General features: G+C 69.4%; 22 protein-coding genes. 12 read left to right on the top strand and 10 right to left on the bottom strand.

Annotated features, from left to right (window positions below; all coding sequences use genetic code 11):
- Nucleotides 1-68 precede the first annotated feature (68 nt).
- Nucleotides 69-1547, bottom strand: coding sequence for a glycoside hydrolase family 183 protein (locus FCG67_RS05015; RefSeq protein WP_136908093.1), 1479 nt, complete (start codon nucleotides 1545-1547; stop codon nucleotides 69-71).
- A 243-nt stretch (nucleotides 1548-1790) separates the two neighbouring features.
- Between FCG67_RS05015 and FCG67_RS05010 the strand changes: the two genes are divergently transcribed.
- A complete protein-coding gene (locus tag FCG67_RS05010; RefSeq protein ID WP_136908091.1) occupies nucleotides 1791-3125 on the top strand; it encodes an ABC1 kinase family protein in 1335 nt (444 codons plus the stop codon).
- A 34-nt stretch (nucleotides 3126-3159) separates the two neighbouring features.
- On the opposite strand, the gene FCG67_RS05005 is transcribed toward FCG67_RS05010, so the two are convergent.
- Nucleotides 3160-3981, bottom strand: a complete 822-nt coding sequence (locus FCG67_RS05005; protein ID WP_136907679.1) for a DUF72 domain-containing protein — start codon at nucleotides 3979-3981, stop codon at nucleotides 3160-3162.
- A gap of 103 nt (nucleotides 3982-4084) precedes the next feature.
- On the opposite strand from FCG67_RS05005, the gene FCG67_RS05000 reads away from it, so the two are divergent.
- The gene (locus FCG67_RS05000) at nucleotides 4085-4405 is read left to right on the top strand and encodes a GYD domain-containing protein (RefSeq protein ID WP_136907677.1); all 321 of its coding nucleotides are present in this window, start codon (nucleotides 4085-4087) and stop codon (nucleotides 4403-4405) included.
- A gap of 17 nt (nucleotides 4406-4422) precedes the next feature.
- Nucleotides 4423-5067 (top strand): rhomboid-like protein, encoded by a 645-nt coding sequence (locus FCG67_RS04995; protein WP_246044850.1) that lies wholly within the window; start codon nucleotides 4423-4425, stop codon nucleotides 5065-5067.
- 16 nt (nucleotides 5068-5083) lie between these two features.
- Here FCG67_RS04995 and FCG67_RS04990 read toward each other — a convergent pair whose 3' ends face one another.
- Nucleotides 5084-5638 carry a TetR/AcrR family transcriptional regulator gene (locus tag FCG67_RS04990; RefSeq protein WP_136907673.1) on the bottom strand — a complete coding sequence of 185 codons (555 nt, stop codon included), beginning with the start codon at nucleotides 5636-5638 and terminating at the stop codon, nucleotides 5084-5086.
- Nucleotides 5639-5732: 94 nt separating this feature from the next.
- Between FCG67_RS04990 and FCG67_RS04985 the strand changes: the two genes are divergently transcribed.
- Genes FCG67_RS04985 through FCG67_RS04975 form a run of 3 tightly spaced genes read left to right on the top strand, consistent with a single transcriptional unit; the run spans nucleotide 5733 to nucleotide 7823 of the window.
- Nucleotides 5733-6602, top strand: a complete 870-nt coding sequence (locus tag FCG67_RS04985; protein ID WP_136907671.1) for an alpha/beta fold hydrolase — start codon at nucleotides 5733-5735, stop codon at nucleotides 6600-6602.
- A gap of 27 nt (nucleotides 6603-6629) precedes the next feature.
- On the top strand, nucleotides 6630-7127 hold the full coding sequence (locus FCG67_RS04980; protein WP_136907669.1) for an HPP family protein: 498 nt from the start codon (nucleotides 6630-6632) through the stop codon (nucleotides 7125-7127).
- A 30-nt stretch (nucleotides 7128-7157) separates the two neighbouring features.
- Nucleotides 7158-7823 (top strand): cyclase family protein, encoded by a 666-nt coding sequence (locus tag FCG67_RS04975; protein ID WP_136907667.1) that lies wholly within the window; start codon nucleotides 7158-7160, stop codon nucleotides 7821-7823.
- Nucleotides 7824-7826: 3 nt separating this feature from the next.
- On the opposite strand, the gene FCG67_RS04970 is transcribed toward FCG67_RS04975, so the two are convergent.
- Complete coding sequence (locus FCG67_RS04970) at nucleotides 7827-10058, bottom strand: thiamine pyrophosphate-dependent enzyme (protein ID WP_136907665.1); 2232 nt, start codon at nucleotides 10056-10058, stop codon at nucleotides 7827-7829.
- Between the two features lie 81 nt (nucleotides 10059-10139).
- Nucleotides 10140-10541: a VOC family protein gene (locus FCG67_RS04965; RefSeq protein WP_136907663.1), complete on the bottom strand. Its 402-nt coding sequence runs from the start codon at nucleotides 10539-10541 to the stop codon at nucleotides 10140-10142.
- A 207-nt stretch (nucleotides 10542-10748) separates the two neighbouring features.
- Here FCG67_RS04965 and FCG67_RS04960 point away from each other — a divergent pair, with 207 nt between their 5' ends.
- The 4 genes from FCG67_RS04960 (at nucleotide 10749) to FCG67_RS04945 (ending at nucleotide 14734) form a co-directional block, all read left to right on the top strand.
- On the top strand, nucleotides 10749-11837 hold the full coding sequence (locus tag FCG67_RS04960; protein ID WP_136907661.1) for an S-(hydroxymethyl)mycothiol dehydrogenase: 1089 nt from the start codon (nucleotides 10749-10751) through the stop codon (nucleotides 11835-11837).
- Entirely contained in the window at nucleotides 11834-12463 is a 630-nt protein-coding gene (locus FCG67_RS04955) for an MBL fold metallo-hydrolase (protein ID WP_136907659.1), read from the top strand. The genes FCG67_RS04960 and FCG67_RS04955 overlap by 4 nt, the downstream gene beginning before the upstream one ends.
- Nucleotides 12464-12644: 181 nt before the next feature.
- Nucleotides 12645-13559, top strand: coding sequence for a phosphodiesterase (locus FCG67_RS04950; protein WP_136907657.1), 915 nt, complete (start codon nucleotides 12645-12647; stop codon nucleotides 13557-13559).
- Between the two features lie 50 nt (nucleotides 13560-13609).
- Nucleotides 13610-14734 (top strand): LEM-3-like GIY-YIG domain-containing protein, encoded by a 1125-nt coding sequence (locus FCG67_RS04945; protein WP_136907655.1) that lies wholly within the window; start codon nucleotides 13610-13612, stop codon nucleotides 14732-14734.
- 5 nt (nucleotides 14735-14739) lie between these two features.
- Here FCG67_RS04945 and FCG67_RS04940 read toward each other — a convergent pair whose 3' ends face one another.
- The 5 genes from FCG67_RS04940 to FCG67_RS04920 all read right to left on the bottom strand — a co-directional run bounded on the left by FCG67_RS04940 (nucleotide 14740) and on the right by FCG67_RS04920 (nucleotide 21779).
- Nucleotides 14740-16251 (bottom strand): stealth family protein, encoded by a 1512-nt coding sequence (locus FCG67_RS04940; protein ID WP_425467798.1) that lies wholly within the window; start codon nucleotides 16249-16251, stop codon nucleotides 14740-14742.
- A gap of 200 nt (nucleotides 16252-16451) precedes the next feature.
- Nucleotides 16452-17255 (bottom strand): SDR family oxidoreductase, encoded by an 804-nt coding sequence (locus FCG67_RS04935; RefSeq protein WP_097213507.1) that lies wholly within the window; start codon nucleotides 17253-17255, stop codon nucleotides 16452-16454.
- Between the two features lie 207 nt (nucleotides 17256-17462).
- Nucleotides 17463-19151, bottom strand: a complete 1689-nt coding sequence (locus FCG67_RS04930; protein WP_136907651.1) for a DEAD/DEAH box helicase family protein — start codon at nucleotides 19149-19151, stop codon at nucleotides 17463-17465.
- Between the two features lie 56 nt (nucleotides 19152-19207).
- Entirely contained in the window at nucleotides 19208-20173 is a 966-nt protein-coding gene (locus FCG67_RS04925) for an NAD(P)H-dependent flavin oxidoreductase (protein WP_136907649.1), read from the bottom strand.
- A 46-nt stretch (nucleotides 20174-20219) separates the two neighbouring features.
- A complete protein-coding gene (locus FCG67_RS04920) occupies nucleotides 20220-21779 on the bottom strand; it encodes a class I adenylate-forming enzyme family protein (protein WP_136907647.1) in 1560 nt (519 codons plus the stop codon).
- Nucleotides 21780-21871: 92 nt separating this feature from the next.
- Between FCG67_RS04920 and FCG67_RS04915 the strand changes: the two genes are divergently transcribed.
- Both FCG67_RS04915 and FCG67_RS04910 read left to right on the top strand, forming a co-directional pair.
- A complete protein-coding gene (locus FCG67_RS04915) occupies nucleotides 21872-23065 on the top strand; it encodes a thiolase family protein (protein WP_136907645.1) in 1194 nt (397 codons plus the stop codon).
- 53 nt (nucleotides 23066-23118) lie between these two features.
- Nucleotides 23119-24060, top strand: coding sequence for a winged helix-turn-helix transcriptional regulator (locus tag FCG67_RS04910; RefSeq protein ID WP_136907643.1), 942 nt, complete (start codon nucleotides 23119-23121; stop codon nucleotides 24058-24060).
- Nucleotides 24061-24068 lie beyond the last annotated feature (8 nt).

The raw sequence follows: 24068 nt of genomic DNA, 5'->3' as shown, positions 1-24068 counted from the left end.
CTTCGAATTCATTGTGGCGGCACCATGTTCCGATACCGCTACGCTCCTGGAGTCCAGAGCGATCCGACTCAGTTCAGCTCGGCGCGCATGAGGAAAACGTTGTAGTCGGACCACGTCGAGATGGTGAAGTACAGATCGTCACCTGTCGACCAGGGGTGGATGAAGCCACCGTACAGCTCGGGGTACTCGGTGACGCTGACCAGCGGCGCCGGCTCCGACCACTCCCCCTGCGGCGAGTCGGATTCACGCAGGACGATCGCGGTCCTTGCGGTGTCCAGATAGACCATCTGCCAGACCCGCCGGACCTCGTCGTACCGGACCGACACCTCGGCCACCGGGCCGCGTACCACCGGCGTCGCGGCCGCCTGTCCACCGACCGGCGTCCAGACCCCGTTCTGCCAGTACTGGTACGCCGACGTGTTGAGCACCTCCCCGACCGGCACCCGGGCCAGCCCCAGGTCGCCGAGCCGGGTGTTGGGGGTGCCGAACATGTAGACGTAGTCGCCCTGCGGGACCATCGCACTCACCTGGAAGTTGGAGAGCCCGAATATGTTGTCCCACCGCGCATACGGATCCTTGACCCAGGTCTGGCCGTGGTCGTCGGAGTAGGCGATGCCGCCGTGATTGGTGAACCAGGTGCCGGGGATGCTGTTCCACGTGCGGATGGACATATAGCTCATGTACTGCCGCTCACCGATCGCGAAGCCCGAGGTGGGGATGGTGGTGATCTCCACGTTGTCCAGCTTCCGGCTGCTGAGCAGCTCCGCCGCGTGACACCGATCGTCCTGCACCATGGAGTCGAAACTCATACCGTCCGAAAGGTTCTCGTCGCTGCTGAAGGCAAGCACATTGCTGCGCCAGTCGCCGCCCTGGCCGCCCGGCGGGTGGAAGCCCCGGCCGACGGTGTCGCCGAACGCGACGGCGACCTCGCCGGGCGCGCTCTCCCACATGATGCCCAGATCGGTGCCGTTCACCTGCCAACGCTTGTCCGTGCGGTTGATCGAGCCGGCACCCGTCAACTTCGCGACCCGGGTGACCGCGCCGACCCCTGGGATCGGGCGCGGGGCCGAGTTCGCCACCGCCTCCGTCGGCGGGAACACCGGAGCCGGGGCGACCGCCTGCTGCCCTGGATCCGGCCCGGGCACAGGAATGCCCAGGTGAAAAGGCTGGAACTTGAGACCGACCTCGGGAATCCGCAGCGCCTTCAGCAGCGAGTCCGGGCCGGCGGGCCCCTCGTCGGTCAGGTCCGGGCAGGGATCGGCGCAGGGATCCGGCGGCAGCGCCTGCGCGGGAATCCGGGTCGGGGTGGTCGTCGGCGCCGGGAACGGCACCGCGGTGACCACCGGCAACGGCACCGGGATCTCGAGCTTCTCCGGCAGCAGCGCCGCCGTGGTGGTCACCAGGTCGGCGGCACAGGATCCGCTCCCCTGCGCCCCCGCTCGGTCCGAACCCAGCGGAGCGGCGACGGCATCCGGTCTCTCCGCGTAGACCACCGCACAGGAACCGATCACCACGGCCGCGACCAGGACGGCAAGCCTGCGTGTCAAAGGCACCTCCGCGTTGAGCTCTGCTCGGGCCCGCAGACCCGCCACCGGGCTGACCACGTTGCGGTCGGAATCTAACATCGACGTGCGGGAACTCCGCGTCTCCCGGGCCGGGTGTCGACGGAATAGACCGCCACCCCTACGCTGGCTGGACCCGAATCGAGGTGAACGGTGCCACAGTCCAACCATTCGAGTCCCGTCGGCCCCTACGCGTCGGGACCGCCCGCGGCCGCGCTGTCGGTGCACATGCCCGACCTCAACAAGTTCGGCCCGGCCCAGCTGTGGCGCGCCGTTGTGGTCGGTGTGGTGATCCTCGCCTGCGCGGGGTACGCGGTGCTCACCAAGCCGTTCCTGCGGCGCGGTGAGACCTGGGCCGATGCCGCATCGGAGGGTGTGGTCAACGCCTTCGAGGCGCTGGGCCCGACCTTCGTCAAACTCGGGCAGCTGATGGCCTCCTCGTCCGGAGTGTTCCCTGCCCCCCTCGCCAACGCCTGCCTGCGGTGTCTCGACGACGTGCCGCCGGTGTCCGCGCAGAAGGCCAGGGAGGTCATCGAGGGCGACCTCGGCGGGCGCGTCGACGAGATCTTCGCGAGCTTCGACGACGAACCCCTGGCCGCGGCATCCGTAGCGCAGGTGCACGCCTGTGTGCTCCCCGACGGCCGCGAGGCCGTGATCAAGGTGCAGAGGCCGGGCATCTATCACCGCATGCTCGTCGACCTGCGCACCGCGTACGGCGGCGCCAAACTGCTCGAGCGACTCTTCGAGTTCTTCCGGATCGCGAACGCGACCGCGATCATCCGAGACCTGCACGCCGCCACCATGACGGAGCTCAACAGCGCCGTCGAGGCCGACCGACAGACTCGGTTTCGTGACGCCATCTGGTCATTCGGCGACAACAAGGGCGTGACGGCGCCCGAGGTGTACTGGGACTACTGCGGTCCGCACGTGATCTGCATGGAACGGCTCCACGGCGTGCCCCTCGACCGGTTCGTCCCCGACGCCGATCACGACACCACGATGCTGATCCGGCGCGGCGTCAAGGCGTGGATCGAGTCGATCACCGTCCACGGACCGTTCCACGGCGACGTGCACGCGGGAAACCTGTGGGCGCTCGACGACGGACGCATCGCCTTCCTCGACTTCGGCATCGTCGGCGAACTGCCCGAGGTCTGGCGGTCGATCCTGCGGGACATGTTCTACGCCAACCTCATCGACGGCGATTTCGCCCGGGTGGCGCGCGGCATCCGCGACCTCGGTTACACCGCGGACATCGAGGCAGGCGACGCCGAGATCGGCATGCAGGTGGCCGCCGTCCTGGCCCCGGTGTTCACCAATGACCTGGCCGAACTGAACCTGGGCACGCTCATCATGGCGCTGGTCCAGCTCGGCAAGCAGTGGGGAGTCGCCAGCCCGGAGGAGCTGGTCCTGTTCGGCAAGCAGCTCGGCTACTTCGAGCGGTACGCCACCAGGCTCGCCCCCGGATGGGTGATCGGCAAGGACCCCTACCTGTTCCGGAATGTCTTCCCCGAGGCGGTGGCCGAGCGCGCCGCGACCCTGGGCGTCGAGTTGCCCGAGGAGTGAGCCGCTGGGCGGCGCGGAACCCGTCCCCGGCCCGTCAGAGCGCCCCGAGCCGCCGCCCGAGCGCGATCGCGTCGAACGGTGCGCGGCCGCGCGCGTCATTGTCGAGGTAGACGTACACGTCGAGCCCGTCCGCGCACCACCCCCGGATCCGCGTCGCCCATGTGTCGAGGACGTGGTCGCCGTAGCCGCTCTCATAGAGCTCGGTGTCGCCGTGCAGCCGTGCATACATGAAATCGCTTGTGCGCCTGTCGAACATCGGGTATCTGCCCGCCGAGTCCGCGACCACCAGGGCCACCCCGTTCCGCTCGATCAGCGCCACCGCCTCCGGGTCACCGAAGCTGCCGTGGCGCGCCTCGAGGGCATGCCGGACCGGCCTCGGCGCATCGGTGACGGTGAGCGCACCCCCCTCGGGCACCTTGTCGTCGTGGCGCGCGGCGAGCTCCGCTGCCGCCATCGTGGTCCGCGGCAAGGCGGCGAGGAACGGGGCGAGGCGGTCGGCGTCGAACGCGAACGTGGGCGGAAGCTGCCACAGGATCGGGCCGAGCTTGGCGTGCAGCGCGAGCGGGCCGGATGCGAAGAAGTTGGCCAGTGCGGTGTCCGCGTCGTGCAGGCGCTTCATGTGCGTGATGTAGCGGCCGCCCTTGACCGCGAACACGAATCCGTCGGGGGTCTCGTCCCGCCACCGGGCGAAGGAATCGGGGGTCTGCAGCGCGTAGAAGGATCCGTTGATCTCGATCGAGGCCATTCGGGACGCGGCGTACGCCAGCTCCCGCCGGTGCTCCAGGCCGGCGGGATAGAAATCGCCGCGCCAGCCGGGATACGCCCATCCGGAGATCCCGATGCGGACTTCCGCCATGAGCCGAGCGTAGATCCGTCGTCGTTTCCTCGATACCGCACCGGTCCCCGGCCGGGAGGAGGACGATGGATACACCCCAGAAACCGAGCCGAGGGACATGATCATGCCCAAATACCTGTGGCAGGTCGGCTACACACACGATGGTGCACAAGGCCTACTCATCGAAGGCGGATCGGGACGCCGCGACGCGATCGTGCAGGCGGTCGAGAGCGTCGGCGGGACCGTTGAGAGCTGCCACTTCGCGTTCGGCGGCCACGACCTCTACGTCATCGGCGAGGTGCCCGACGAGGTGGCCGCGGCGGCGCTGAGCATCCGCACCGCCGCGAGCGGCGCGGCCCGCACCGTGACCGTCGCCCTGCTCACCCCCGAGCAGATCGACGAAGCGGCCAAGCGCCCCGCGACCTACCGACCGCCCGGCAGCTGACCTCCGTCCCGCGTGCCGTGTGGGCCTACATCCGGCGCGCACCGGGCACGTTCATCTGGCTGGCGATCCTGCTCGCGACGACCGTGGTGGGCCGCCACCTGGCGCCGGACCTCCTGACCGACGTGCTCGGCAATCGGTCGACCAATCTGCACCACCTGGCCGAGGACCCGATACGGGTGCTGATCACCAGCGCGTTCTGGCTCGCGGGCGGCGGCTGGATCACCTACTTCGTCGTCTACAACGTCTTTCATGTGCCGGCCGAACGCTGGCTCGGCACGCGTCGGTGGCTCGTCGTCGTGGTGATCGCGCACGTCGGCGCCACCTACATCAGCGAGGGCGTCCTGTACTGGGCGATCCAGCACGGTCGCGCCCCGGAGTCCGCGGTCGACACCCTCGACTACGGAGTCAGCTATGCCCTCGCGGGCGTGGTTGCAGTACTGACGTATCGGATCGCCCTGCCCTGGCGGTACGTCTACCTGGCCGGCGTGCTCGTCTTCTATGCGGTGCCGCTGCTCGGCGGCGTCACCTTCACCGACGTCGGCCACCTCACCGCCGCAGTCCTCGGACTCGCTTGCTACCCCCTCGTAAGGGCCCGCCCCGGGGTGTGGGACCCGATCGCGGCCGCGCGGGCGGTCGACCGGCGGATCCGCCGGCGAGGGTGACGCCCCCGCGTGGTCGTCAGCTCACCGCGTCCAGCAGCACGCGGGCGGCATCGCGGGCCTGCCGGGCGGGCAGGGGTGAGCCGGCGATCGCGGCGATCGCCATCGCACCGTTCGCGAGGATCGCGAGCTGGTCGGCCAGCGGCGCCGATAGGCCCGCGGCGGAGACCAGCTCGCGCAGGCACTCGAGCAGTGCCGCCTTGTTCGCCTTGGCGATGTCGGCGACGGCCTGGTTCCCCCCGCCCAGCTCACCGAAGGTGTTGATGAAGGTGCAGCCCCGGAAGTCCTCCCGCCGAAACCAGTCATCCAGGTAGTCGAAAACGCCGAGAACCCGCTCACGGGGGTCGTCGATCGGCTCCAGGAAGCGGGCCAGCTCCTCCCGCACGACGAGGTCCCGCCTGCGCAGCACCGCCTCGACCAGCCGGTCCTTGGCCGGGTACAGCCGGTAGAGGCGCTTGAGGGAGACCCCGGACCTCGAGCGGATCTCGTCCATCCCGACTGCCTGCACACCGCGCTCGTTGAACAGTGCCTCGGCTGCGTCGAGCAGCTGGGCGTCTGCGGTATCCGGATCCATCTCTCACCTCGACACTTGCGCGGAGAACCATCGTTCTCTACTGTACACGTCATGGCGGAGAACGATCGTTCTCCCAAAAGAGTCAGGAGCCACCATGTCCAGCTTCGACACCCGCCACCGCACCGCGACCATCGACGGACTCGAGGTCTTCTATCGGGAGTCCGGCCACCCGGACAACCCGACCCTCGTTCTGCTGCACGGGTTTCCGAGCAGTTCACACATGTTCCGGAACCTGATCGCCGAACTCGCGGACGAGTTCCACGTGATCGCGCCCGACCACATCGGCTTCGGGCGCTCCTCGATGCCCGCGGTCGACGAGTTCGACTACAGCTTCGACCGCCTCGCCGAGATCACCGATCAGCTACTCGACCGGCTCGGCATCGACCGCTTCGCGCTCTACATCCAGGACTACGGTGCACCGATCGGGTTGCGGATCGCCGCCAAGCACCCGGAACGGGTCACCGCGCTGATCACTCAGAGCGGCAATGCCTACCGGGAGGGATTCACCCCGTTCTGGGACGTGCTGTTCGCGCACGCACAGAACCGCACGGAGCACGAACCCGCGGTCCGCGAACTCCTCGAGCTCGACGCGACGCAATGGCAGTACACCCACGGCGTCCCCGCCGACCGGCTGGACCGGATCGCGCCCGAGACCTGGCTGACGGACCAGGCGGGCCTGGACCGGCCGGGCAACAAGGAGATTCAGCTCCAATTGTTCTGGGACTACCAGTTCAACCTCGACGGGTACCCGGCCTTCCAGGAGTACTTCCGGACCCATCGGCCGCCGACACTGGTCGCCTGGGGCCGCGGCGACGAGATCTTCGGCCCCGCAGGCGCCGAGGCATTCGCGACCGATCTCCCCGACGCGGAGATCCACCTGCTCGACGCGGGCCACTTCGCGCTGGAGACCCACGGACAGGAGATCGCCGACCTGATCCGGGACTTCCTCCGCCGAAACCCCTGATCCGCAACGCCTGCCAGAAGGAGTCCCATGTCCGTCCTCACCAGCGCCTCCGCCGCGATCGCCCGCCGGGGCACCACCGCCTCGGCCCTCAGCGCGGCCGCGTCGGCGCTGATCATCATCGCGTCCCTGGCCACGGCCGAACACCTGCTCGGACTCGCGGTCTTCGCGCTGCCGTTCGTGGCGTCGGCCGCCCTGATCGCGCTCGCCCCCGCAGGACCGCCCGCGAGACCGGGGGCGATCCTGCGGGCCTACCCGGCCGCCGCGGCGACGGCGCTGCCGATCACCGCGGTCCTCGGACCGTCGGAGGTCGCCGTCGCGGCCTCGGTGGTCGCCACGGTCGCACTGATGGCCATCCTGCGCGCGCCGCACATCCCCGCGGCGCTGTGCGCGGGCGGCATCGGGCTCACCGGCCCCGGCCTGGGCTACCTCCCGCACACCCTGATACCCGCGGTGGCGATCGTGCTGGCGGCCGCCTGGGTCGCCGGACGGCTCGTGCCGGGCTTCGAGTACCCGTTGCGCGGGTGATACTGGTCGACACACGATGGAGGTGAGGCCGTGAGCGTGGTGCGCAGGATCGTGGATCTCTCACACCCGATCGACACCGGCATGCCGGTGTACCCCGGCGACCCGGTGGCGAGGCTGATCCCGCACTGCACCGTGGCCAGCGACGGCTACAACGTCCTGCGTGTGGAGATGGGATCGCAGTCCGGCACCCATGTGGACGCGCCGGTACACCTGCGGGACGGCGACACCCCGATCGACCGAATGGACCTGTCGCTCTTCGTCGGCCGCGGCGTCGTGTTCGACCTGCGCGGACTGGCCCCTCGGCAGCCGGTCACCGGGGCGATGATCGCCGGGCCGGCCGAATCGGTGCGGTCCGGCGACATCGCGCTCATCCATACCGGGTGGGACCGGCACTACGGCACCGACGCCTACTACGACCACCCGTTCCTCGGCGCCGACGCCTGTGCGCTGCTGCTCGAGCGGGGGGTGCGGGCGTTCTGCCTCGACGCGCCGAGCGTCGACCCGTCCGGCGACGAGGACACGGACTATCCGGCGCACCACCTGATCGCGAACGCGGGCGGCGTGATCGCCGAGAACCTCTGCAACCTCGAACTCATCGACTTCCCGGACCCGCTGATCAGCATCCTGCCGCTGAAGCTGGCGGGCGGCGACGGTGCGCCGGTGCGGGCGGTCGCGATGGAGCTCGACCGGCCCTGACCATCACCGGCGGCGGCCGACCAGCCCCACCGCCGCCGCCTCGATCTGATCCTCGGAGACCAGCACAAGACGCGCGGCCTCGCCGAGCGGGACGAAGCTGTCCTCGCTCGTGACCCGCGCGATCGCGCCCTCGAAACCCGCGTCGACGAGCGCCGCGATCACCCCCTCCGAGACGCCGCCCGACCGGCGGGTCTCGTCGACCACCAGCACCCGCCCGGTGACACGCGCCTCGCGGAGCAGGTCCGCCACCGGCAGCGGTGCCAGCCAGCGTAGGTCGAACACGCGCGCGTCGAGACCGCGCGTGCGCAGACGGCGGGCGACCCGCAGGCTCATCCGGAGTCCGTTGCCGAACGTCACGATGGTCAGGTCCGTTCCGTCCCCGTGGGTGCGTCCGCTCCCGATCGGAACGTGTGTCTCGACCCAACGGCCCGGCCCCTCGTACGGCGCCAGCCAGCCCTCGTCCCCGGGCTCGTACAGGTCCCGCTCGTGGTACAGCGCGATCGGTTCGAGGAGAACACACACCGCGCCTTCGGTTTTCGCGGCCGCGACGCAGGTGCGGAGCATCGCGGCGGCGTCTTCTGGCCGGGCGGGGGAGGCCACCACGAGGCCTGGGATGTCGCGCAGCACGGCGACCGCGTCGTCGTTGTGGAAGTGCCCCCCGAAGCCCTTCTGGTAGCCGTAACCGGCGACCCGCACCACCATCGGGTTGCGGTAGCGGCCGGACGAGAAGAATCCCAATGTCGCTGCCTCGCCCCGAATCTGGTCCTCCGCGTTGTGCAGATAGGCGAGGTACTGGATCTCCGGGATGGGCAGCAGCCCGGAGACGCCCGCGCCGAGCGCGAGCCCGAGCACGGTCTGCTCGTCGAGCGGGGTGTCGAAGACCCGAGCCCCACCCACCCGATTCGCGAGCCCCCGGGTGACGCCGTAGACCCCACCCTTGCGCGCAACGTCCTCACCGAAGACCACCGCCTCGGGGTGGGCGGCGAGGACGTCCAGCAGGGCACGGTTGATCGACTGTGCCATGGTGAGACGACCCGCCTGCTCCGGCAGTGCACCGTTGAAAACCTCTGCTCGAGAACGTGTCCCGGCCGGTATGCCGACCTCGGCGGCCACCGACCCGGGGTCCGGCCCGCGCAGCGGGGACATCACAGCGGCCGCGGTCGTCAGCCGGGGGAGCAGGGTGACCTCGCGGGCGAGAGCCAGCACCTCGTCGCGCTTGCGCTGGTACCGGGCGAGCACCTCGGCAGGCGTCAGGGCCCCCGATTCGACGAGCAGCCGGGCGGTGCCGAGCAGCGGGTCACGGCGCTGTTCGGCGGCGATCACCGCGGGAGATCGGTAGGCCGATTCCACGTCCGAGCCCGCGTGCCCCATCAGCCGGACCGTGCGCAGGCGCAAGAACGCCGGGCGCCGGTGCTCGCGCACCCAATGCGCGGCGCGCGTTGCCGCGTCGACAGCGGCGGCGAGGTCGCAGCCGTCCGCGGCGAAGTACTCGAGCCCCACCCGGCCCGTGTAGGCGGACTCGATCCAGCCCCAGGGGGTGGGCACGCTGACGCCGATGCCGTTGTCCTCGCAGACCAACAGCAAGGGCAGCGGTAGCCCCTCGTACGCACCCAGCGCCGCCGCATTGATCGCGCCGACCGCCGTCGAGTGATTGGCGGAGGCGTCCCCGAAGCTGCACACCGCCACCGCATCCGCGGGCCAGGGCGTATCGACACACAGCCTGCGGGCCCTGCCGATCGCGAACGCGACGCCCACCGCGCGCGGAAGGTGGGAGGCGATCGTGGAGGTCTGCGGGATCACCGCGAGGTCGTGCCGGCCGAACACCTTGTGCCGCCCGCCGGAGATCGGGTCGGCGGCTGCCGCGACCACCCCGAGCAGCACGTCCCGCAGCGGATCGCCGCCGCCGACCTGGCGCGCGCGTTCGAGGAAGAAGCCGCCGGACCGATAGTGCAACAACGCCGGGTCCGTCGGACGCAGCGCAGCCGCCACGGCCGCGTTGCCCTCGTGACCCGAGGAACCGATCGTGTAGAAGCCCTCGCCACCGGCCCGCAGCACGCGGGCGGCGAGATCAAGATGTCTGCTGCCGAGCTGGGCGTCGAAGAGCTCCAGGCAGCGGGCCACGGCGAGCACCGAACCCTCGCGGACGGGTTCCCCCGGGGCCGGCGAGCGCCTGGGGGTCGGGCTCGCCATCGCCGCGACGGTCTCGATGAACAGCTCGTCGATCGGTTCGACCATACGAAAACTATGCGCCTTCGGCGCCCGTGCGCGTGTTGTCCCCGATTGGGTGCAACTCGCGCGCGGGCGGCGCAGCCGCTGTCAGCCGATGGCGGCGGGGTCCATCCACATGACCTCCCAGACGTGCCCGTCCAGGTCGCGGAATGCGCGGCCGTACATGAAACCCTGGTCCTGCGCCTCCATCCAGGCCGAGCCGCCCGCGCCGATGGCGGTGTCGACCAGCGAGTCGACCTCCTCCCTGCTGTCGGCGGAGATGCACAGCAGGGCCTCACGAGACTTCGAGGTGTCGCAGATGTCATCGGAGATGAAGTCGCGGAACCGCGCCTCCTGCAGCAGCATCACCGTGGTCAGGTCGTTGATCACCATCGAGGCACAGTTCTCGTCGCTGAAGGTCTCGTTGAACCCGAATCCGAGCCCGTCGAAGAACTTCCGGGTCGCCTCGATGTTCTTCACTGCCAGGTTCACGAAAAGCATGCGGGACATTGTCTGCTCCTGTCATCGGTTGCGTCGCTGCGTCCTCGGCTTCCGAGGTCGTCGAACGGTTAGACCATCGCCGATCGGAAAACTCATCGGTCCCTGCAAACTATCTCCGTTCGACGCGCTCCGGGCACGGCGAACGCCGGTTGGACTACCGTCGAACCCGGCGCTCGTACCGCCATGAATCCACACGAGTTCGAAGGAGACAACGCCATGTCGCAGCAGGTTCGGGGTGTCATCGCCCGCTCCAAGGGAGCGCCGGTCGAGATCGCGACGATCACCATCCCCGACCCCGGGCCCGGCGAGGTCGTCGTCGCCGTCTCGACCTGCGGGGTCTGCCACACGGACCTCACCTACCGCGACGGCGGCATCAACGACGAGTACCCGTTCCTGCTCGGGCACGAGGCGGCCGGCATCGTCGAGAGCGTCGGTGCCGACGTCGATTCGGTCGCGGTTGGCGATTTCGTGGTGCTGAACTGGCGTGCCGTCTGCGGTCAGTGCCGTGCCTGCAAGCGTGGACGCCCCCAGTACTGTTTCGACACCTTCAACGCGACGCAGAAGATGACCCTCGAGGACGGCACCGAGCTCAGTCCCGCCCTCGGTATCGGCGCGTTCGCGGACAAGACCCTGGTACACGCCGGTCAGTGCACGAAGGTGGACCCGTCCGCGGATCCCGCGGTGGTGGGTCTGCTCGGCTGCGGCGTCATGGCGGGCATGGGTGCGGCCATGAACACCGGCAACGTCGGCCGCGGCGACTCCGTCGCGGTCATCGGCTGCGGCGGCGTCGGTGACGCCGCGATCATGGGGTCCCGGCTGGCGGGCGCGGGCACGATCATCGCGATCGACCGCGACCCCCGCAAGCTCGAGTGGGCGACCGAACTCGGCGCCACCCACACGATCAACGCCGCCGAGGTCGACGACGTGGTCGAGGCCGTGCAGGAACTGACCGGCGGCTTCGGCGCCGACGTGGTGGTGGATGCGGTCGGACGGCCGGAGACGTGGAAGCAGGCGTTCTACGCCCGCGACCTCGCCGGCACCGTGGTCCTGGTCGGCGTGCCGACCCCGGACATGACGCTGGAGATGCCGCTCATCGACTTCTTCTCCCGCGGCGGCGCACTCAAGTCGTCCTGGTACGGCGACTGCCTGCCCGAGCGCGACTTCCCGATGCTCGTTGACCTGTACCAGCAGGGCCGGCTGCCGCTGGAGAAGTTCGTCACCGAGCGGATCGCGCTCGACGAGGTGGAGCAGGCCTTCGAGTCCATGCACCGCGGCGAGGTGCTGCGTTCGGTGGTCGTGCTGTGAGCGACGTGCGGGTGGACCGGGTCGTCACGTCCGGCACCTTCAGCCTCGACGGCGGCACCTGGGACGTCGACAACAACATCTGGCTGATCGGCGACGACACCGAGGTGGTGATCGTCGACGCGGCACACACCGCGCAGCCGATCATCGATGCGGTCGCGGGCAGGCGGGTGAAGGCGATCGTGCTCACCCACGGGCACAACGACCACGTGACGGTGGCACCGGAGCTATCGGAGCGCCTCGACGCGCCGATCCTGCTGCACCCCGCCGATGACGTGCTGTGGCGGATGACCCACCCCGATGTCGCGCATCTCCCGCTCGAGGACGGACAGCGGATCGCGGTGGCGGGCACGGAGATCCAGGCCATTCACACGCCGGGCCACTCTCCGGGCTCGACCTGCCTGTACCTGCCCGAGGCGGGCGAGCTGTTCAGCGGCGACACCCTGTTCTCCGGTGGACCTGGGGCCACCGGACGCTCCTTCTCCGATTTCCCGACGATCATCGGATCGATCCGCGACCGGCTGTTCGCGCTGCCCGCGGAGACCCGGGTGCACACCGGGCACGGCGACGGCACCACGATCGGCACCGAGTCGCCGCATCTGGAGGAGTGGATCCGAGCGGGCTCCTAACGCCGGACGGCGGGTCGGCCCGGTTCCCCGGTCCGACCCGTCGTGCCGCGAGGCTCAGCCGTCGATCTGCCACACCTTCGGCCCCCGGGCATCCACCTGGCTAGTGTGGAGTCCGGGTAGGTGCCCCCAGCCGGGCACCTGCACGTCGGGGGCGAGCGGAAGCGAGAGACCGATCAACAACATGCGCACGGCCGAGTATCCGCGCCCATCACACGTCCTGCTCCACCTGAGCGATACCCACCTGCTCGATCGCCCCGACACGCTCTACGGCGCGGTCGACAGCGAGGCCCGACTACGGCAGATCTTCGCCGAGATCGAGGCGTCACACGCGAGGCCCGATGCGCTGGTGTTCACCGGCGACCTGGCCGACAAGGGCGAACCCGGCGCCTATGCGAAGCTTCGCGCCCTCGTCGACCCCGTCGCGGACTCGCTCGGCGCGCAGGTCATCTGGGCCACGGGCAATCACGACGACCGCGCTCACTTCCGCGCCGTGCTGTTCGACGAGGATCCGCAAACCGGGCCTGTCGATCGCACCTACGACGTCGACGGCCTGCGCATCATCACCCTCGACTCGACCGTGCCCGGACACCACTACGGCGAGATAGGTGAGTCCCAACTGCGCTGGCTTGCAGCCGAACTCGAGACGTCGGCACCACACGGCACCATCCTGGCGCTGCACCACCCGCCGGTTCCGTGCGTGCAGGATCTTGCGGTGCTCGTGGAGTTGCGCGACCAGACGCGGCTCGCGGAGGTGCTGCGCGGCAGCGATGTGCGGGCCATCCTGGCAGGCCATCTGCACTACTCGACGACCGCGATGTTCGCCGGCATCCCCGTCTCGGTCGCATCCGCCACCTGCTACACGCAGGATCTCACCGTGCCGCCCGGAGCCCAGCGCGGACGCGACGGCGCCCAGGGCCACAACATGGTGCACGTCTACCCACGCACCATCGTTCATTCCGTCGTCCCGATGGGCGGCCAGGACATCGTCGGCGAGTACGTCACCGCGGGGGAGACCGCGCAGCGCCTCGACGCGGCCCGGGTCCGGATCGCAGACAGCGAACTCCCGGTGGTGCCGGTGAGCGCCGACCGGGTGTAGCCGGGCGCGCGACCGGCTACGTCGCGGAGATCTTCACCTAGAGTCGGGGCATGGCTACCGTCTGGACAGTTCCGATCGACATCACACCGCGCTGGCTTGCCTCGCCCGAGGTCCAGACCTTTCTCGCATCCAACGACCTGGCCGACGCATCGCCGGATCCGCGGGTGCGGCTGGCGCAGTTCGCCGAGGTGACCACGTCACTCGGGCGCCACGTGGGCCGCACGTTCACGTCGGTGCAGTCGGCATCGGCGGCGCTGTTCGATCGGACCGATGGCGGCGGCCACGGTGTCCCGGTTGCGTTGCGGCTCGCCGCGCTGCGCCTGATCGTGACGGCGGTCCATCAGACGCGTCCCGCTCCCAAGCCATTGCCTGCGCGAGTGGCCGAACAGTTGGGGAGGTACGTCTACGCGCTGCTCGACCCACGCAACCGGTCGGTCTTCTACGTGGGGAGTGGGCGCGGCAACCGAGTCTTCGGCCATGTCTGGGCGGCGTTGGAGGAGAACGAGAGTCTCCGATTGCTCGAGCGCCAGGAGAAGGACAGCTCCGAGAGCACGGCCGCGACAATCGGTCGCATTCGCGACGTCTACGACTCCGGCCACGAGGTGGAGCATTTCATTGTGGCGCACCGGATCACGTCCGCCGATGACGATCGGGTCGCGGACGAGATCGGCCGGGCGCTGGTCGGAGTGCTCGGCCTGATCGAGCCGGACACCGAATTCCCCGGAGTCACCAACCCCTCAGACGGCCCCCTCGAAACCACTGCGGCGACGGTCGATGACCTGGTGCTGCAGTACGCGGCGGAACCGGTACCGGACCTGCCCACCCCGTGCTTCCTGGTCGAGGTGAAGGGTGCGGCAAAGCGGGGCACGACACCGGATGAGATCTACGCGATGTCACGGCAGTCGTGGGCCGCCGGGAACGCTGTGCGCGACTCGGCCAAGATTCCGGTAATCGTCTTTGCGGACAACATCGTTCGTGCCGTGTACCGCGCGGAGTCGTGGGCAATGGTGCCGCGGTCGACCGACACCACGCTGTGGCGGTTCACTGGCACAGCCGACCCGGAACTCGAAGCCCAGTACGTGAACAAAAGGGTCACGCCCGATCGCGTGGGGCTGAAGAAATGGCCGGGCTCCGGATCGGTATCCCACCTGACACACGCCCGTCCGGGTCGGTAGACGATCTAGGGGCGTAGCGCCTGCGGGGACTCCCAGGGTGCAGGGATGGGGAAATAGTTCTCCAGGAACTGCGTCACCTTCTCGGTGCGCAGCTCGAGATCGATCTCGGGCGCGCTGCCGTCGTTGAGGCAGAAGAAGTCCATCGACCGCTTCGCGAGAAGCGAATCCATGTCCTTGAGACCGGATTTCATGGTGGTGTCCACGTACTTCACCCGCGCGGCGGTCTGCGCCACCGCGCGTCCACTCATCAGCGCGTAGTAGTGATACAGCGAGTTGGTGACCGAAATGTTGGCGCTCGCCCGGAATGCACTTGCGGCCGTGGCCGCGAACTCATCGGGGAACTCCTCCTCCATCTCGGCCATCACGCTCTTGCGCAGCGGAGTGGCCGCATGCTCGAGGTGCCGGGTGGTCATCAGACCGAAACGATCCTGCAGCAACCGCCGGTTGACCCGCGCCGCGTTCTCGAACCCACTGCGCTCCCCGTCGTTGTGGCCCAATCCGATTCGCGTTGTCGCCTCAATGAACATGCTGACGCCACCGGGGGAGAAGAACATCTGGGGTCCGACCGGCCGGCCGAAGAACATGTCGTCGTTGGAGTACAGGAAGTGCTCGGCAAGGCCTGGGATGTGGTGCAGCTGGCATTCCACGGCTTGCGAGTTGTGGGTGGGCAGCACCGACGTGTCGGCGAAGAACTCTTCGCTCGGCATGAATGTGACCCGGGGGTCGTCGGCCAGCCAGGCGGGCCGGGCGGAATCGGTGGCGACGAAGATGCGCCGGATCCACGGCGCATACATGTGGACGGACCGCAGCGCGTACTTCAACTCGTCGATCTGACGGAAGCGGGCCTCGGAGTCGTCGCCCGCCCCGACCACATAGTTCTGCATGCGCTTGGCGCGCTGCGCCTGCCATTCCTTGGATGAGCCGTCAACCCACGAGAACACCAGGTCCACATCGAAGTTGATGTCCGACGCGTGGTCGGCAAACATGTTCTCGATGGTCGGCCACACCTTGCCGAACCGTTCGACCGTGCCCCGCACGGCCTCTTCGGGGCGCACTGTTCGTCGGGTCAGCGAGTTCTCGATCGGCAGCACGATCTCGTCCTCCGACATCGACCACAGCTCGATCTGCACGCCCGTCGACGCCCCGTAGTTCAGTCCGCTCGCCACCTCGACCCGCGGCCGGAACAACCGGAAGATTCGGGCCTTCGACGTGGTCGACAGCGTGCCGTCTGCCACCAGGACCGCCGGGCCACGTTTGGCATCGACGGTCTTCGAGTAGAACGGGAGGTCCTCGCACGCCGCGACGAGAGCCGCGCGCAGGCTCTTGCGATCCGCCCAGTTGACGGCGATCACCGGTCGCTCGTCGTTGCCCCGCACCAGCAGGTATTCGATGCCGGCGGCGTCAAGGGTGTCGCGGATGAACAGCAGGTCCTCCACCACGGCCTCGTGTGGGGTCGTCGTGGTGATCGAGAGCGCGAAGCGGCCCTTGAACCGGACGACCTCGGGGCGATCACGCAGCCGCGCCTCGGCTGCTGCGGACGCGTCCCGCACGGCGTCGCTCGTCTCCTGCTCCGGGGGAACGAAGTAGATGTCATTCGGGGCAGCAGAGTGTGTGATTGTGGTCCTTCCGGTGGTGGCCGCGACAGGGCGGCCACCACCAGTCTAGTTCTCGCAGGCGTCGCCTCCGACCTGCGCCGTTGCCGGCCCTCGAGAACCGGTCAGCTCAGGTCCCACACCTTCGGCCAGTCCTTGCCGCGGGCCGCGGCGTCGGTGCCACCGTCGACGAACACGACGGACCCGACGAAGTAGCTGGCCTCGGGGCCGAGCAGGAACGCCACCAGAGCGGCCACCTCCTCGGGCTTGCCGCCGCGCCCGGCGGGGATGGTGGACAGGAAATGCTCCATGCCCGCGCCGACCAGCGGGTCCTTGCGCCCCTCCTGTGTCATCGGGGTGTCGATCAGGCCGGGCGCGATCGCGTTGAGTCGGATGCCCTGCGCGATGTACTCGGCGGACTTCGTCCGGGCGTAGTAGGCCAGCGCGGCCTTGGTGGCCGGGTAGGCCTGGATGGCGGCCCACTCCCCGAATGTCGCGGCGACCGCGTTGGCGCCCGATTCGTCGCCTGCCAGGCAGGCGTCGGCGAGATCGGTCGGCCAGTTCGGTTGACTGGTGGTGGAATTGGAGCTGACCAGCACCACGGACGGGTTCTTGCCCGCGGCCAGCAGCGGGCGCAGGCCCTCGAGGAGTTCGATGGCGCCGAAGTAGTTGACCGCGATCAGCAGATTCGCGGGGCGGCCCGCGGCGGCGGCCAGGCCGGCGAACGGGACGTATCCGTCGATGCTGCCGTCGGCCAGCGCGGCCACCTGCGCGATCGCGTCGCGGCGCCCGTCGGCCGTGCTCAGGTCGACGTTGACGTCCGCGTTGTGCAGATCGACGCCGATGACGCGGTGGCCGTCGGATTCCAGCCGCGCCTTGGTGGCCGCGCCGATGCCGGAGGCACAGCCGGTGATGACGTAGGTCGCCATGAAATTCCCTTCGAACAGAAGATCCGATGCGATGCGGCCAAATGCCGAATCGGTCAATGGGCATGCACCGAGCGACACCCAGTTGCCGAAGATATCCCCCGAGCCGATGGCTGCGACCGGGTTCGTCCGAATCGGAGGCTAGGTGCCGTGCCCCGACCACCGAACCGATTTGTCCCGCTGAGCGGGACCCGGATCGCGCACGTCAACTCAATCGAAGGCCCGCTCGTCGATCCAGTCGGCGTTGAACATCCGGGCGATCGACGCCAACGCGCTGGTGTCGCCGTCGACGCTGGCCGAGGTGACCATCAGCCGGCCGACCATCGTGGTGGCCGCGGACTCCTCGACCGTGTCGGTGGCGTAGAGCAGCGACCACGGGCAGACCTGATAGTCGCGGTGCGCGCGACCGATGGTCTGCCGGGCGGCGATGCCGGAGTACCGGGGCTGGTGAAAGAACCCGATCCGCGGGGTGGCGGTGGCGCGACTCCCGTCGGCGAGGTGCTCGGCGGCGTGCAGGCTGATGGCGGAGGTCGTGTTGAACACGACGACCCGGGTCTCGCCGCGCTGGAACCGCAGCCGCTCTTTCTCGGCGTCGCGGCGGCCGCCGAAGATCCGGGACACCGCGATGCCGCGATCCTCGAGCAGGTCGGCCACCGGCTCCGCGCCGGTGCTCACCATCTCCGTCGCTACCAGGCACTGGTAGCCGCGTTCCACGGTCGCCGCGACCAGGTCCGCAGTGTGCGGCGCACGGATCATCCCGGCCTTCTGCCGGAACCGGATCAGCGCCGCCCGCCCGCGAGCGGTGTCGGAACCGGTTCGCGCGAGCTGCATCTCGCGCCGGTAGTCGCCCCACTCCATCTCGTACTGCTGCCGCTGCTCGAAGGTCAGGTCGACGCCCAGCCCGTCGATCGGGGCCTGGCCCCACGGCGCGTCGCGGTGCAGCATCACCGGCGGTTCGGCGGAGGTCATCGCGTCGCGCACGCGGGCGACGGCATCGGCCTGGACCCGGCCGGACGCCTTCGCCTCCGCAGTCCACTGCCAGCGGCCCATGTACCGCTCCAGCGGCACCCCCAGCTCGACCAGCCGTGCGCCGAGCTCATCCCACCGCTGCGGCGGCTCGCGGTGCACCTGCGCCAGCAGCGACGACAGGTACCGCCACTCGCCGGGGTGGTGCCCGAGGGTCGCGGTCAGCGAGATCACGAACGGCGCCTTCTCTGGCGGGTCGAGGTGCCGGGTCACCCGACGCTGGTAGTCCGTGCGCTGCGAGTCGTGCCGGAAGTTGTGCGCCTCGTCGTTGATCACGACGTCGAACCGGTACCTCGGCCTGCCGTTGCGGGCGATGAGCTTCTTGAGTTGGTCGGGGGAGATGATCAGCCACCGGTATCCGCCGTCCCCGACGGCCGCGATCGACGCGCGCCAGTGTGGGATGGTGATCGAAGTCGGGCGATCCACGGTGACGAGAATCGCCTCGCCACCGCGCAGTCGAGCGACGGCCTTCGCGCCGGCGATCGCGCTGAGCGTCTTGCCCAGGCCCGGGTCGTCGGAGAGGCAGAAGCCCCGGAAGTCCGCCTCGGCCGCCCGGACGATCGCGGCGGCCCCCTCGATCTGTTCGGGTCGCAACTCCTTCCTGGCGGCCTCGGCGGACGGGCCCCTGGTGCCGTTCAGCTCGTCCTCGACCCACTGCTGGTACGAGTACGGCTTCGCCGCGAAGGGGCGCAGCTCCTCGGGCAGGACCGACCCGACGTAGGCGTGGGCCTTGATTCCGCCGTAGTACTTCGCACCAGGGGAGGGCGCCCGGAACGGCACCTCCAGCACCCAGATACGTTCCCCCGCACCGGCAACGGGGGAGTCGGTCTTCGTCGACTGGCGGCTGTTCTTTCGGCGGGCCTTGGCGGTCACCGGTCAACCGTAGCCACGGCGTGCGACATGTCGGCGGCGCGGGCGCGCCGCGGAACTCAACGCACTGCCGTCGCGATCAACCGACTCGACCGCTGCAACGCCGTGACGTACTCCTTCTCGATGCTCTCGACGATCGTGCTCACCGGTTCGATCCCGCGGATGGGCGCGAGCCCCTGGCCGGCCGCCCAGACGTCCTTCCATCGCTTCATCGATTCCGCACCGGCGGTGTAGTTCTTCTCCCCGATCGGCGGCGTCAGGTTGTCGGGATCGAGTCCGCAGGCAGCGAGGCTGGGCTTGAGCCAGGAGGCCGGGGTGCCGGTGATCGCGGAGCTGACCACGAGGTCGTCGGGACCGTGGTCGACGACCATCTGCTTGTACCCGTCCGCGGCCATGCTCTCTGCGGCCGCCAGGAACCGGGTACCCATGTAAACGAGGTCGGCGCCTGCGGTGATCGCACCCGCGACACCGTGACCGTCACTGATGCCGCCCCCGATGATGATCATCCCGTCGAAGAACTCGCGCACGGCAGAGGTGAACGCGAAGGGCGACAGGTGGCCCGTGTGTCCGCCTGCGCCCGCCGACACGCAGGCCATGCCGTCCACGCCCGCGTCGGCGGCCTTGCGCGCGAGGCGCAGGTTCACCACGTCGGCGATCACCGTGCCGCCGTATCCCTTGACGATGTCCATCACGGGCTTCGGGGATCCGAGTGCGGTGATGACGATCTGCGGCTTGTACTCGGCGATGAGGCGCAGGTCGTCAGCGAGCCGGGCGTTGCTGCTGTGGGTGATCACGTTTGCCGCCCACGGGGCGACCGGGACCGCGGCGGCCTCGGCCGCGCGGAGCTGATCGGTGATCGATCCCATCCAGGTGTCGAGGTCCGCCGCGGTGCGGCAGTTCTGCGTCGGGAAGGAGCCGACGATGCCGGCGGTACAGGCAGCGGTGACGAGCTCCGGGCCGGACACCAGGAACATCGGTGCCGCGACGACCGGCAGGCGCAGGGTGGACAGGAAAGAGTCGGTCATGATGGTTCCTCTATTGGGTGCTGTCGGTGTAAGTGCTTGTGTGAGTTCACGATGCGGTACGGCCCAGGGCGCCGAGCAGCTCGGCGGCCGCCGCCCGATCCACCTTTCCCAGCGCGGTCAACGGGAGACGGTCGACGCACTGCGCGGCCTTGGGGCGTTTGTAGTCGGGCAGCCGCCTGCGGCTCTCCGCCAGCACGACGCCCTCGTCGACCCCCGCGTCGGCGGTCGATGTGTACGCGGCGACGATGCGTTGCCCCCACACCTCGTCTGGCAGCCCGACGACGACGACATCGTCGACCCCGGGGATCGCGGAGATCGCCTCCTCCACCTCGCGGGGATAAACGTTGTATCCGCCGGTGATGATCATGTCCTTGCTGCGGCCGGTCAGATGGATGTAACCGTCTTGATCGCGGTAGCCGAGGTCGCCCGAGTAGAGCACGCCGTCGACATGGCTCTTGCCCAGATCCGTTCGCGTGCCCGCATTGTGATACCCCGGGCTGACCGCGGGGCCTGCGACGACGAGCTCGCCGACCTCCCCGTTGGGGACGGCATCGCCGAGATCGCGGATGACGATGTCCGCCTCCGGGCAGGCCCGACCCACCGAGCCGAGCAGGTCGGGGTTCTCGAGCACGCCGCGGCGGTGGTCCGCCGCGGTCAACACGGTCAGGGGCGGGATCGCCTCGACCATCCCGTAGTACTGAACGAGATTGGGCGTGATGCGGCGGTATGCCTGCCGGACATGCTCGACCGGCATCGGTGCGCCCGCATACGCGAGCATGCGCATGCGCCGCATCACCGACAGCCGGTCGTCGTCGAAGTCCAGCAGCCGGGCGATGACCGTGGGCACCAGCGCGGTGTGGGTCGCGGCGTGGGCCTCGACGGCGTCGATCAGACCCGCCGGGCCGATGTGATCGAGCAGCACCTGTCGTCCACCGGCCTCGAGGAACGGCAGCACGAAGAGCCCGCTGGTGTGAATGACGGGGCCTACATGCAGGAACACCGCCGGCTCGGCGCCGTCGAGGGTGCCTGCGAGCACCTGGTCGCGCATCGCGCGCAGCGAAGCCAGCCGGTTCGCGTGGGTCCGCTGGGCGCCCTTCGGTACCCCGGTTGTCCCGGACGAATAGTGCAACGCGCACAGCGAATCCGGCTCAGGCGTAGGAATCGCAGCGTGACGGGCGGCTCCGGTCGCCAACTCGTCGAGCGACGGCAGGGTCGACGAGGTCCCGTCGACGGTGATCACTGTCGGGGTGAGCGTCCGGGCGGTGAACTCGGCCGCGCCCGCGATCCGAGGGTCGACGATCAGCGCGTCTGGCGCGCAGTCGTGCACAACGCGTTCCCAATCCAGAGATCCGACGCGCGGATTGAGAGCGACCCGGACGAAGCCGCCGATCGCCAGCGCGAGATCGACCTCGACCGCCTCGACGGCGTTGCCGAGCAGGACGACGACCCGGCTCCCCACTGCGAGGCCGAGGTCATCGAGGGCCCCGGCCAGCGCGTGTGCCCGGTCGGAGAGTTCGGTGAACGTTCGAGACTTGCAGCTGTCCTCGATCGCGATCGCGGGCCCGTACCGATCGGCCGCGGTACGAAGCACGTCGGCTATCGACATGAGGCTCCTTCCATTCGCTACAGTTATTGAAGTAGACAACAGGCGGGCGAGATTCCGCAAGGGCCGCACCCGACCGCACAGGAGGAGTCCCCATGACCCAGAGCCTTTCCCCGTCGGACCGTCGCGCGCCGTGGGTGATCGATGCCGTCCGAACCCCGTTCGGCGCGGCCCGCGGGGCGCTCTCGCGCGTCAGGGCCGACGACCTGGCCGCGCTTCCGATCGCCGACCTGGTCCGCAGGCACCCCGCGCTCGATCCGGGCCGCATCGACGATGTCGTCTGGGGAAATTCCAACGGCGCGGGCGAGGACAACCGCAACGTGGCCCGGATGGCGCTGCTGCTCGCGGGGCTTCCGCACACGATTCCGGGGGTGTCGGTCAACCGGCTGTGCGGCTCCGGCGCCGAGGCGGTGTTGTCCGCGGTCAGGCGCGTCGCGGTCGGCGACGCCGAGATCACGATCGCAGGCGGCTCGGAGAGCATGAGCCGCGCACCGTACGTGCTCCCGCCCGTGGACGCCGCGTTCCCGCGATCGATGGAGCTGATCCCCACCACCGTCGGGTGGCGCATGCCGAACCCCAAATTTCCCGCGGCCTGGGTCGAGTCGCTCGGAAGATCCGCGGAACTGGTGGCGGAGCAGCTGGGCGTCGGCCGCCTCGAGCAGGACGAATGGGCGCTTCGGTCACACGAGCTGGCCGGCCGGGCGTGGACGGACGGCGTGCACGACGGCTTCGTGATGCCGCACCCGACCCTCGACCGCGACGAACCCATCCGGGAGACCGATGCCGCCACCCTGGCCACCCTGCGGCCGGCCTTCTCGAGCGGCGGCAGCGTCACCGCCGGGAACTCGTCCCCGATCAGCGACGGAGCGGTCGCGGCGCTGGTCGGCACCGGAGCCGTCGCCGACGAGCTCGGCGTCGAACCGCTCGGCCGGGTGCTGGCCTCCGCGGTCGTCGGCACCGAACCCGACAAGTTCGCGCTGGCGCCCGTCTCCGCGATCGCAAAGGCCCTGGACCGAGCGGGTCTCGAGCTCGCCGACGTTCGAGTGCTCGAGCTCAACGAGGCATTCGCCGCGATGGTGCTGTCCTGCCTGCGTGAACTCCCCGGCATCCCGGTCGATCGCGTCAACCCCTTCGGCGGCGCGATCGCCCTTGGTCATCCGATCGGCGCGTCGGCGGCCCGAATGGTGGTCGACTGCCTGCGCCATCTCCGCCGACTCGGCGGGGGCATCGGGGTCGCGGCTGCGTGCATCGGCGTGGGACAGGGCATCGCTATTGTGTTGGAGGCCTGAACAAGCGATCCGCGGGACGCGATCGTCACAGGCAGTACCGGAAGGTGGGTGACGTGGCCGAACCCGGCGCCGCCGCACCTCCGAGTCCGGTTGCCCAGACGATCGACCTGCTCGGCGACCGGCTGACCCTTGCCATCCTGCGCGAGGTCTTCGTCGATCACGTGCGCCGCTTCAGCCAGTGGATCGACCGAACCGGCGCTCCGCCCGCCATGCTGACGGCACGACTGAACGCGCTGGTCGAGGCGGGCCTGATGGAACGCAGGCCGCAGCCGAACGGCGGCGACCGCCACGACTACCTGCTGACCGAGCTCGGCCTGGCGACCTGGGAGATCCTGGCCAGCGTGTGGGCATGGCAGCGCGAGTGGTCCCCGGAAGGGCTGCTGCAACCCGAGTTGGTGCACATCGACTGCGGCCACCGGGGACCACCGGCGATGATGTGCAGGCACTGCGGCGGCGCCGTCGGTACGCGCGATGCGCGGCTCGAGCTGGACCGCGAATCTCTGGTCCTCGTGGCACGGGGCGGGCGAAGGCGGTCGACACGCACCGCCCCGTCAGTGAGCCGGGCCGACCTGCAGTTCACCGAGGTCATGGAGGCGATCGGCGACCGCTGGAGCGCCATGGTCACGGGCTTGGCGCTGTCGGGGGTTCGCCGCTTCGGCGAGTTCCAGTCGATCCTGAGCATCTCGCCGACGACCCTCACCGAGCGGTTGGGACGGCTGTCCGAAGTGCAGATCCTCACCCGGGCCGAACACGGCGGCGGCCGCGAGTACGTGCTGACCCCGCGAGGCAGGGGATTGTTCCCGATCTTCGCCTTCCTGCTGTCCTGGACAGAGCTCGCGCACCCCGGCGCACTCCCGCTCGGTCCGAAGATCCGCCACCACGACTGCGGCTCCTGGTTGCTCCCGGCGCTGCGGTGCCGCGGATGCGAGGCCAGGCTGAAACGCACGTCCGTGCGCTTCGAGCCGTTTCCGTTCGGCGCTCGGCTCCCGCGCTAGCCGAAGCA

Origin of the sequence: Rhodococcus oryzae, from assembly GCF_005049235.1 — a bacterium.
Taxonomy (GTDB): domain Bacteria; phylum Actinomycetota; class Actinomycetes; order Mycobacteriales; family Mycobacteriaceae; genus Rhodococcus_G; species Rhodococcus_G oryzae.
The sequence above is the reverse complement of the archived record's forward strand: the minus strand, read 5'-3'. Positions and strand labels throughout refer to the sequence as shown.

Excerpts from the sequence above, each read along its gene's own strand:
- FCG67_RS04990 (WP_136907673.1), bottom strand. The coding sequence starts at position 5,638 with ATGGATCCGGATACCGCAGACGCCCAGCTGCTCGACGCAGCCGAGGCA.
- FCG67_RS05010 (WP_136908091.1), top strand. The coding sequence starts at position 1,791 with ATGCCCGACCTCAACAAGTTCGGCCCGGCCCAGCTGTGGCGCGCCGTT.
- FCG67_RS05000 (WP_136907677.1), top strand. The coding sequence starts at position 4,085 with ATGCCCAAATACCTGTGGCAGGTCGGCTACACACACGATGGTGCACAA.
- FCG67_RS04915 (WP_136907645.1), top strand. The coding sequence starts at position 21,872 with ATGACCCAGAGCCTTTCCCCGTCGGACCGTCGCGCGCCGTGGGTGATC.
- FCG67_RS04925 (WP_136907649.1), bottom strand. The coding sequence starts at position 20,173 with ATGACCGACTCTTTCCTGTCCACCCTGCGCCTGCCGGTCGTCGCGGCA.
- FCG67_RS04950 (WP_136907657.1), top strand. The coding sequence starts at position 12,645 with ATGCGCACGGCCGAGTATCCGCGCCCATCACACGTCCTGCTCCACCTG.
- FCG67_RS04965 (WP_136907663.1), bottom strand. The coding sequence starts at position 10,541 with ATGTCCCGCATGCTTTTCGTGAACCTGGCAGTGAAGAACATCGAGGCG.
- FCG67_RS04980 (WP_136907669.1), top strand. The coding sequence starts at position 6,630 with ATGTCCGTCCTCACCAGCGCCTCCGCCGCGATCGCCCGCCGGGGCACC.
- FCG67_RS04935 (WP_097213507.1), bottom strand. The coding sequence starts at position 17,255 with ATGGCGACCTACGTCATCACCGGCTGTGCCTCCGGCATCGGCGCGGCC.
- FCG67_RS04945 (WP_136907655.1), top strand. The coding sequence starts at position 13,610 with ATGGCTACCGTCTGGACAGTTCCGATCGACATCACACCGCGCTGGCTT.
- FCG67_RS05005 (WP_136907679.1), bottom strand. The coding sequence starts at position 3,981 with ATGGCGGAAGTCCGCATCGGGATCTCCGGATGGGCGTATCCCGGCTGG.
- FCG67_RS04970 (WP_136907665.1), bottom strand. The coding sequence starts at position 10,058 with ATGGTCGAACCGATCGACGAGCTGTTCATCGAGACCGTCGCGGCGATG.
- FCG67_RS04920 (WP_136907647.1), bottom strand. The coding sequence starts at position 21,779 with ATGTCGATAGCCGACGTGCTTCGTACCGCGGCCGATCGGTACGGGCCC.
- FCG67_RS04985 (WP_136907671.1), top strand. The coding sequence starts at position 5,733 with ATGTCCAGCTTCGACACCCGCCACCGCACCGCGACCATCGACGGACTC.
- FCG67_RS04960 (WP_136907661.1), top strand. The coding sequence starts at position 10,749 with ATGTCGCAGCAGGTTCGGGGTGTCATCGCCCGCTCCAAGGGAGCGCCG.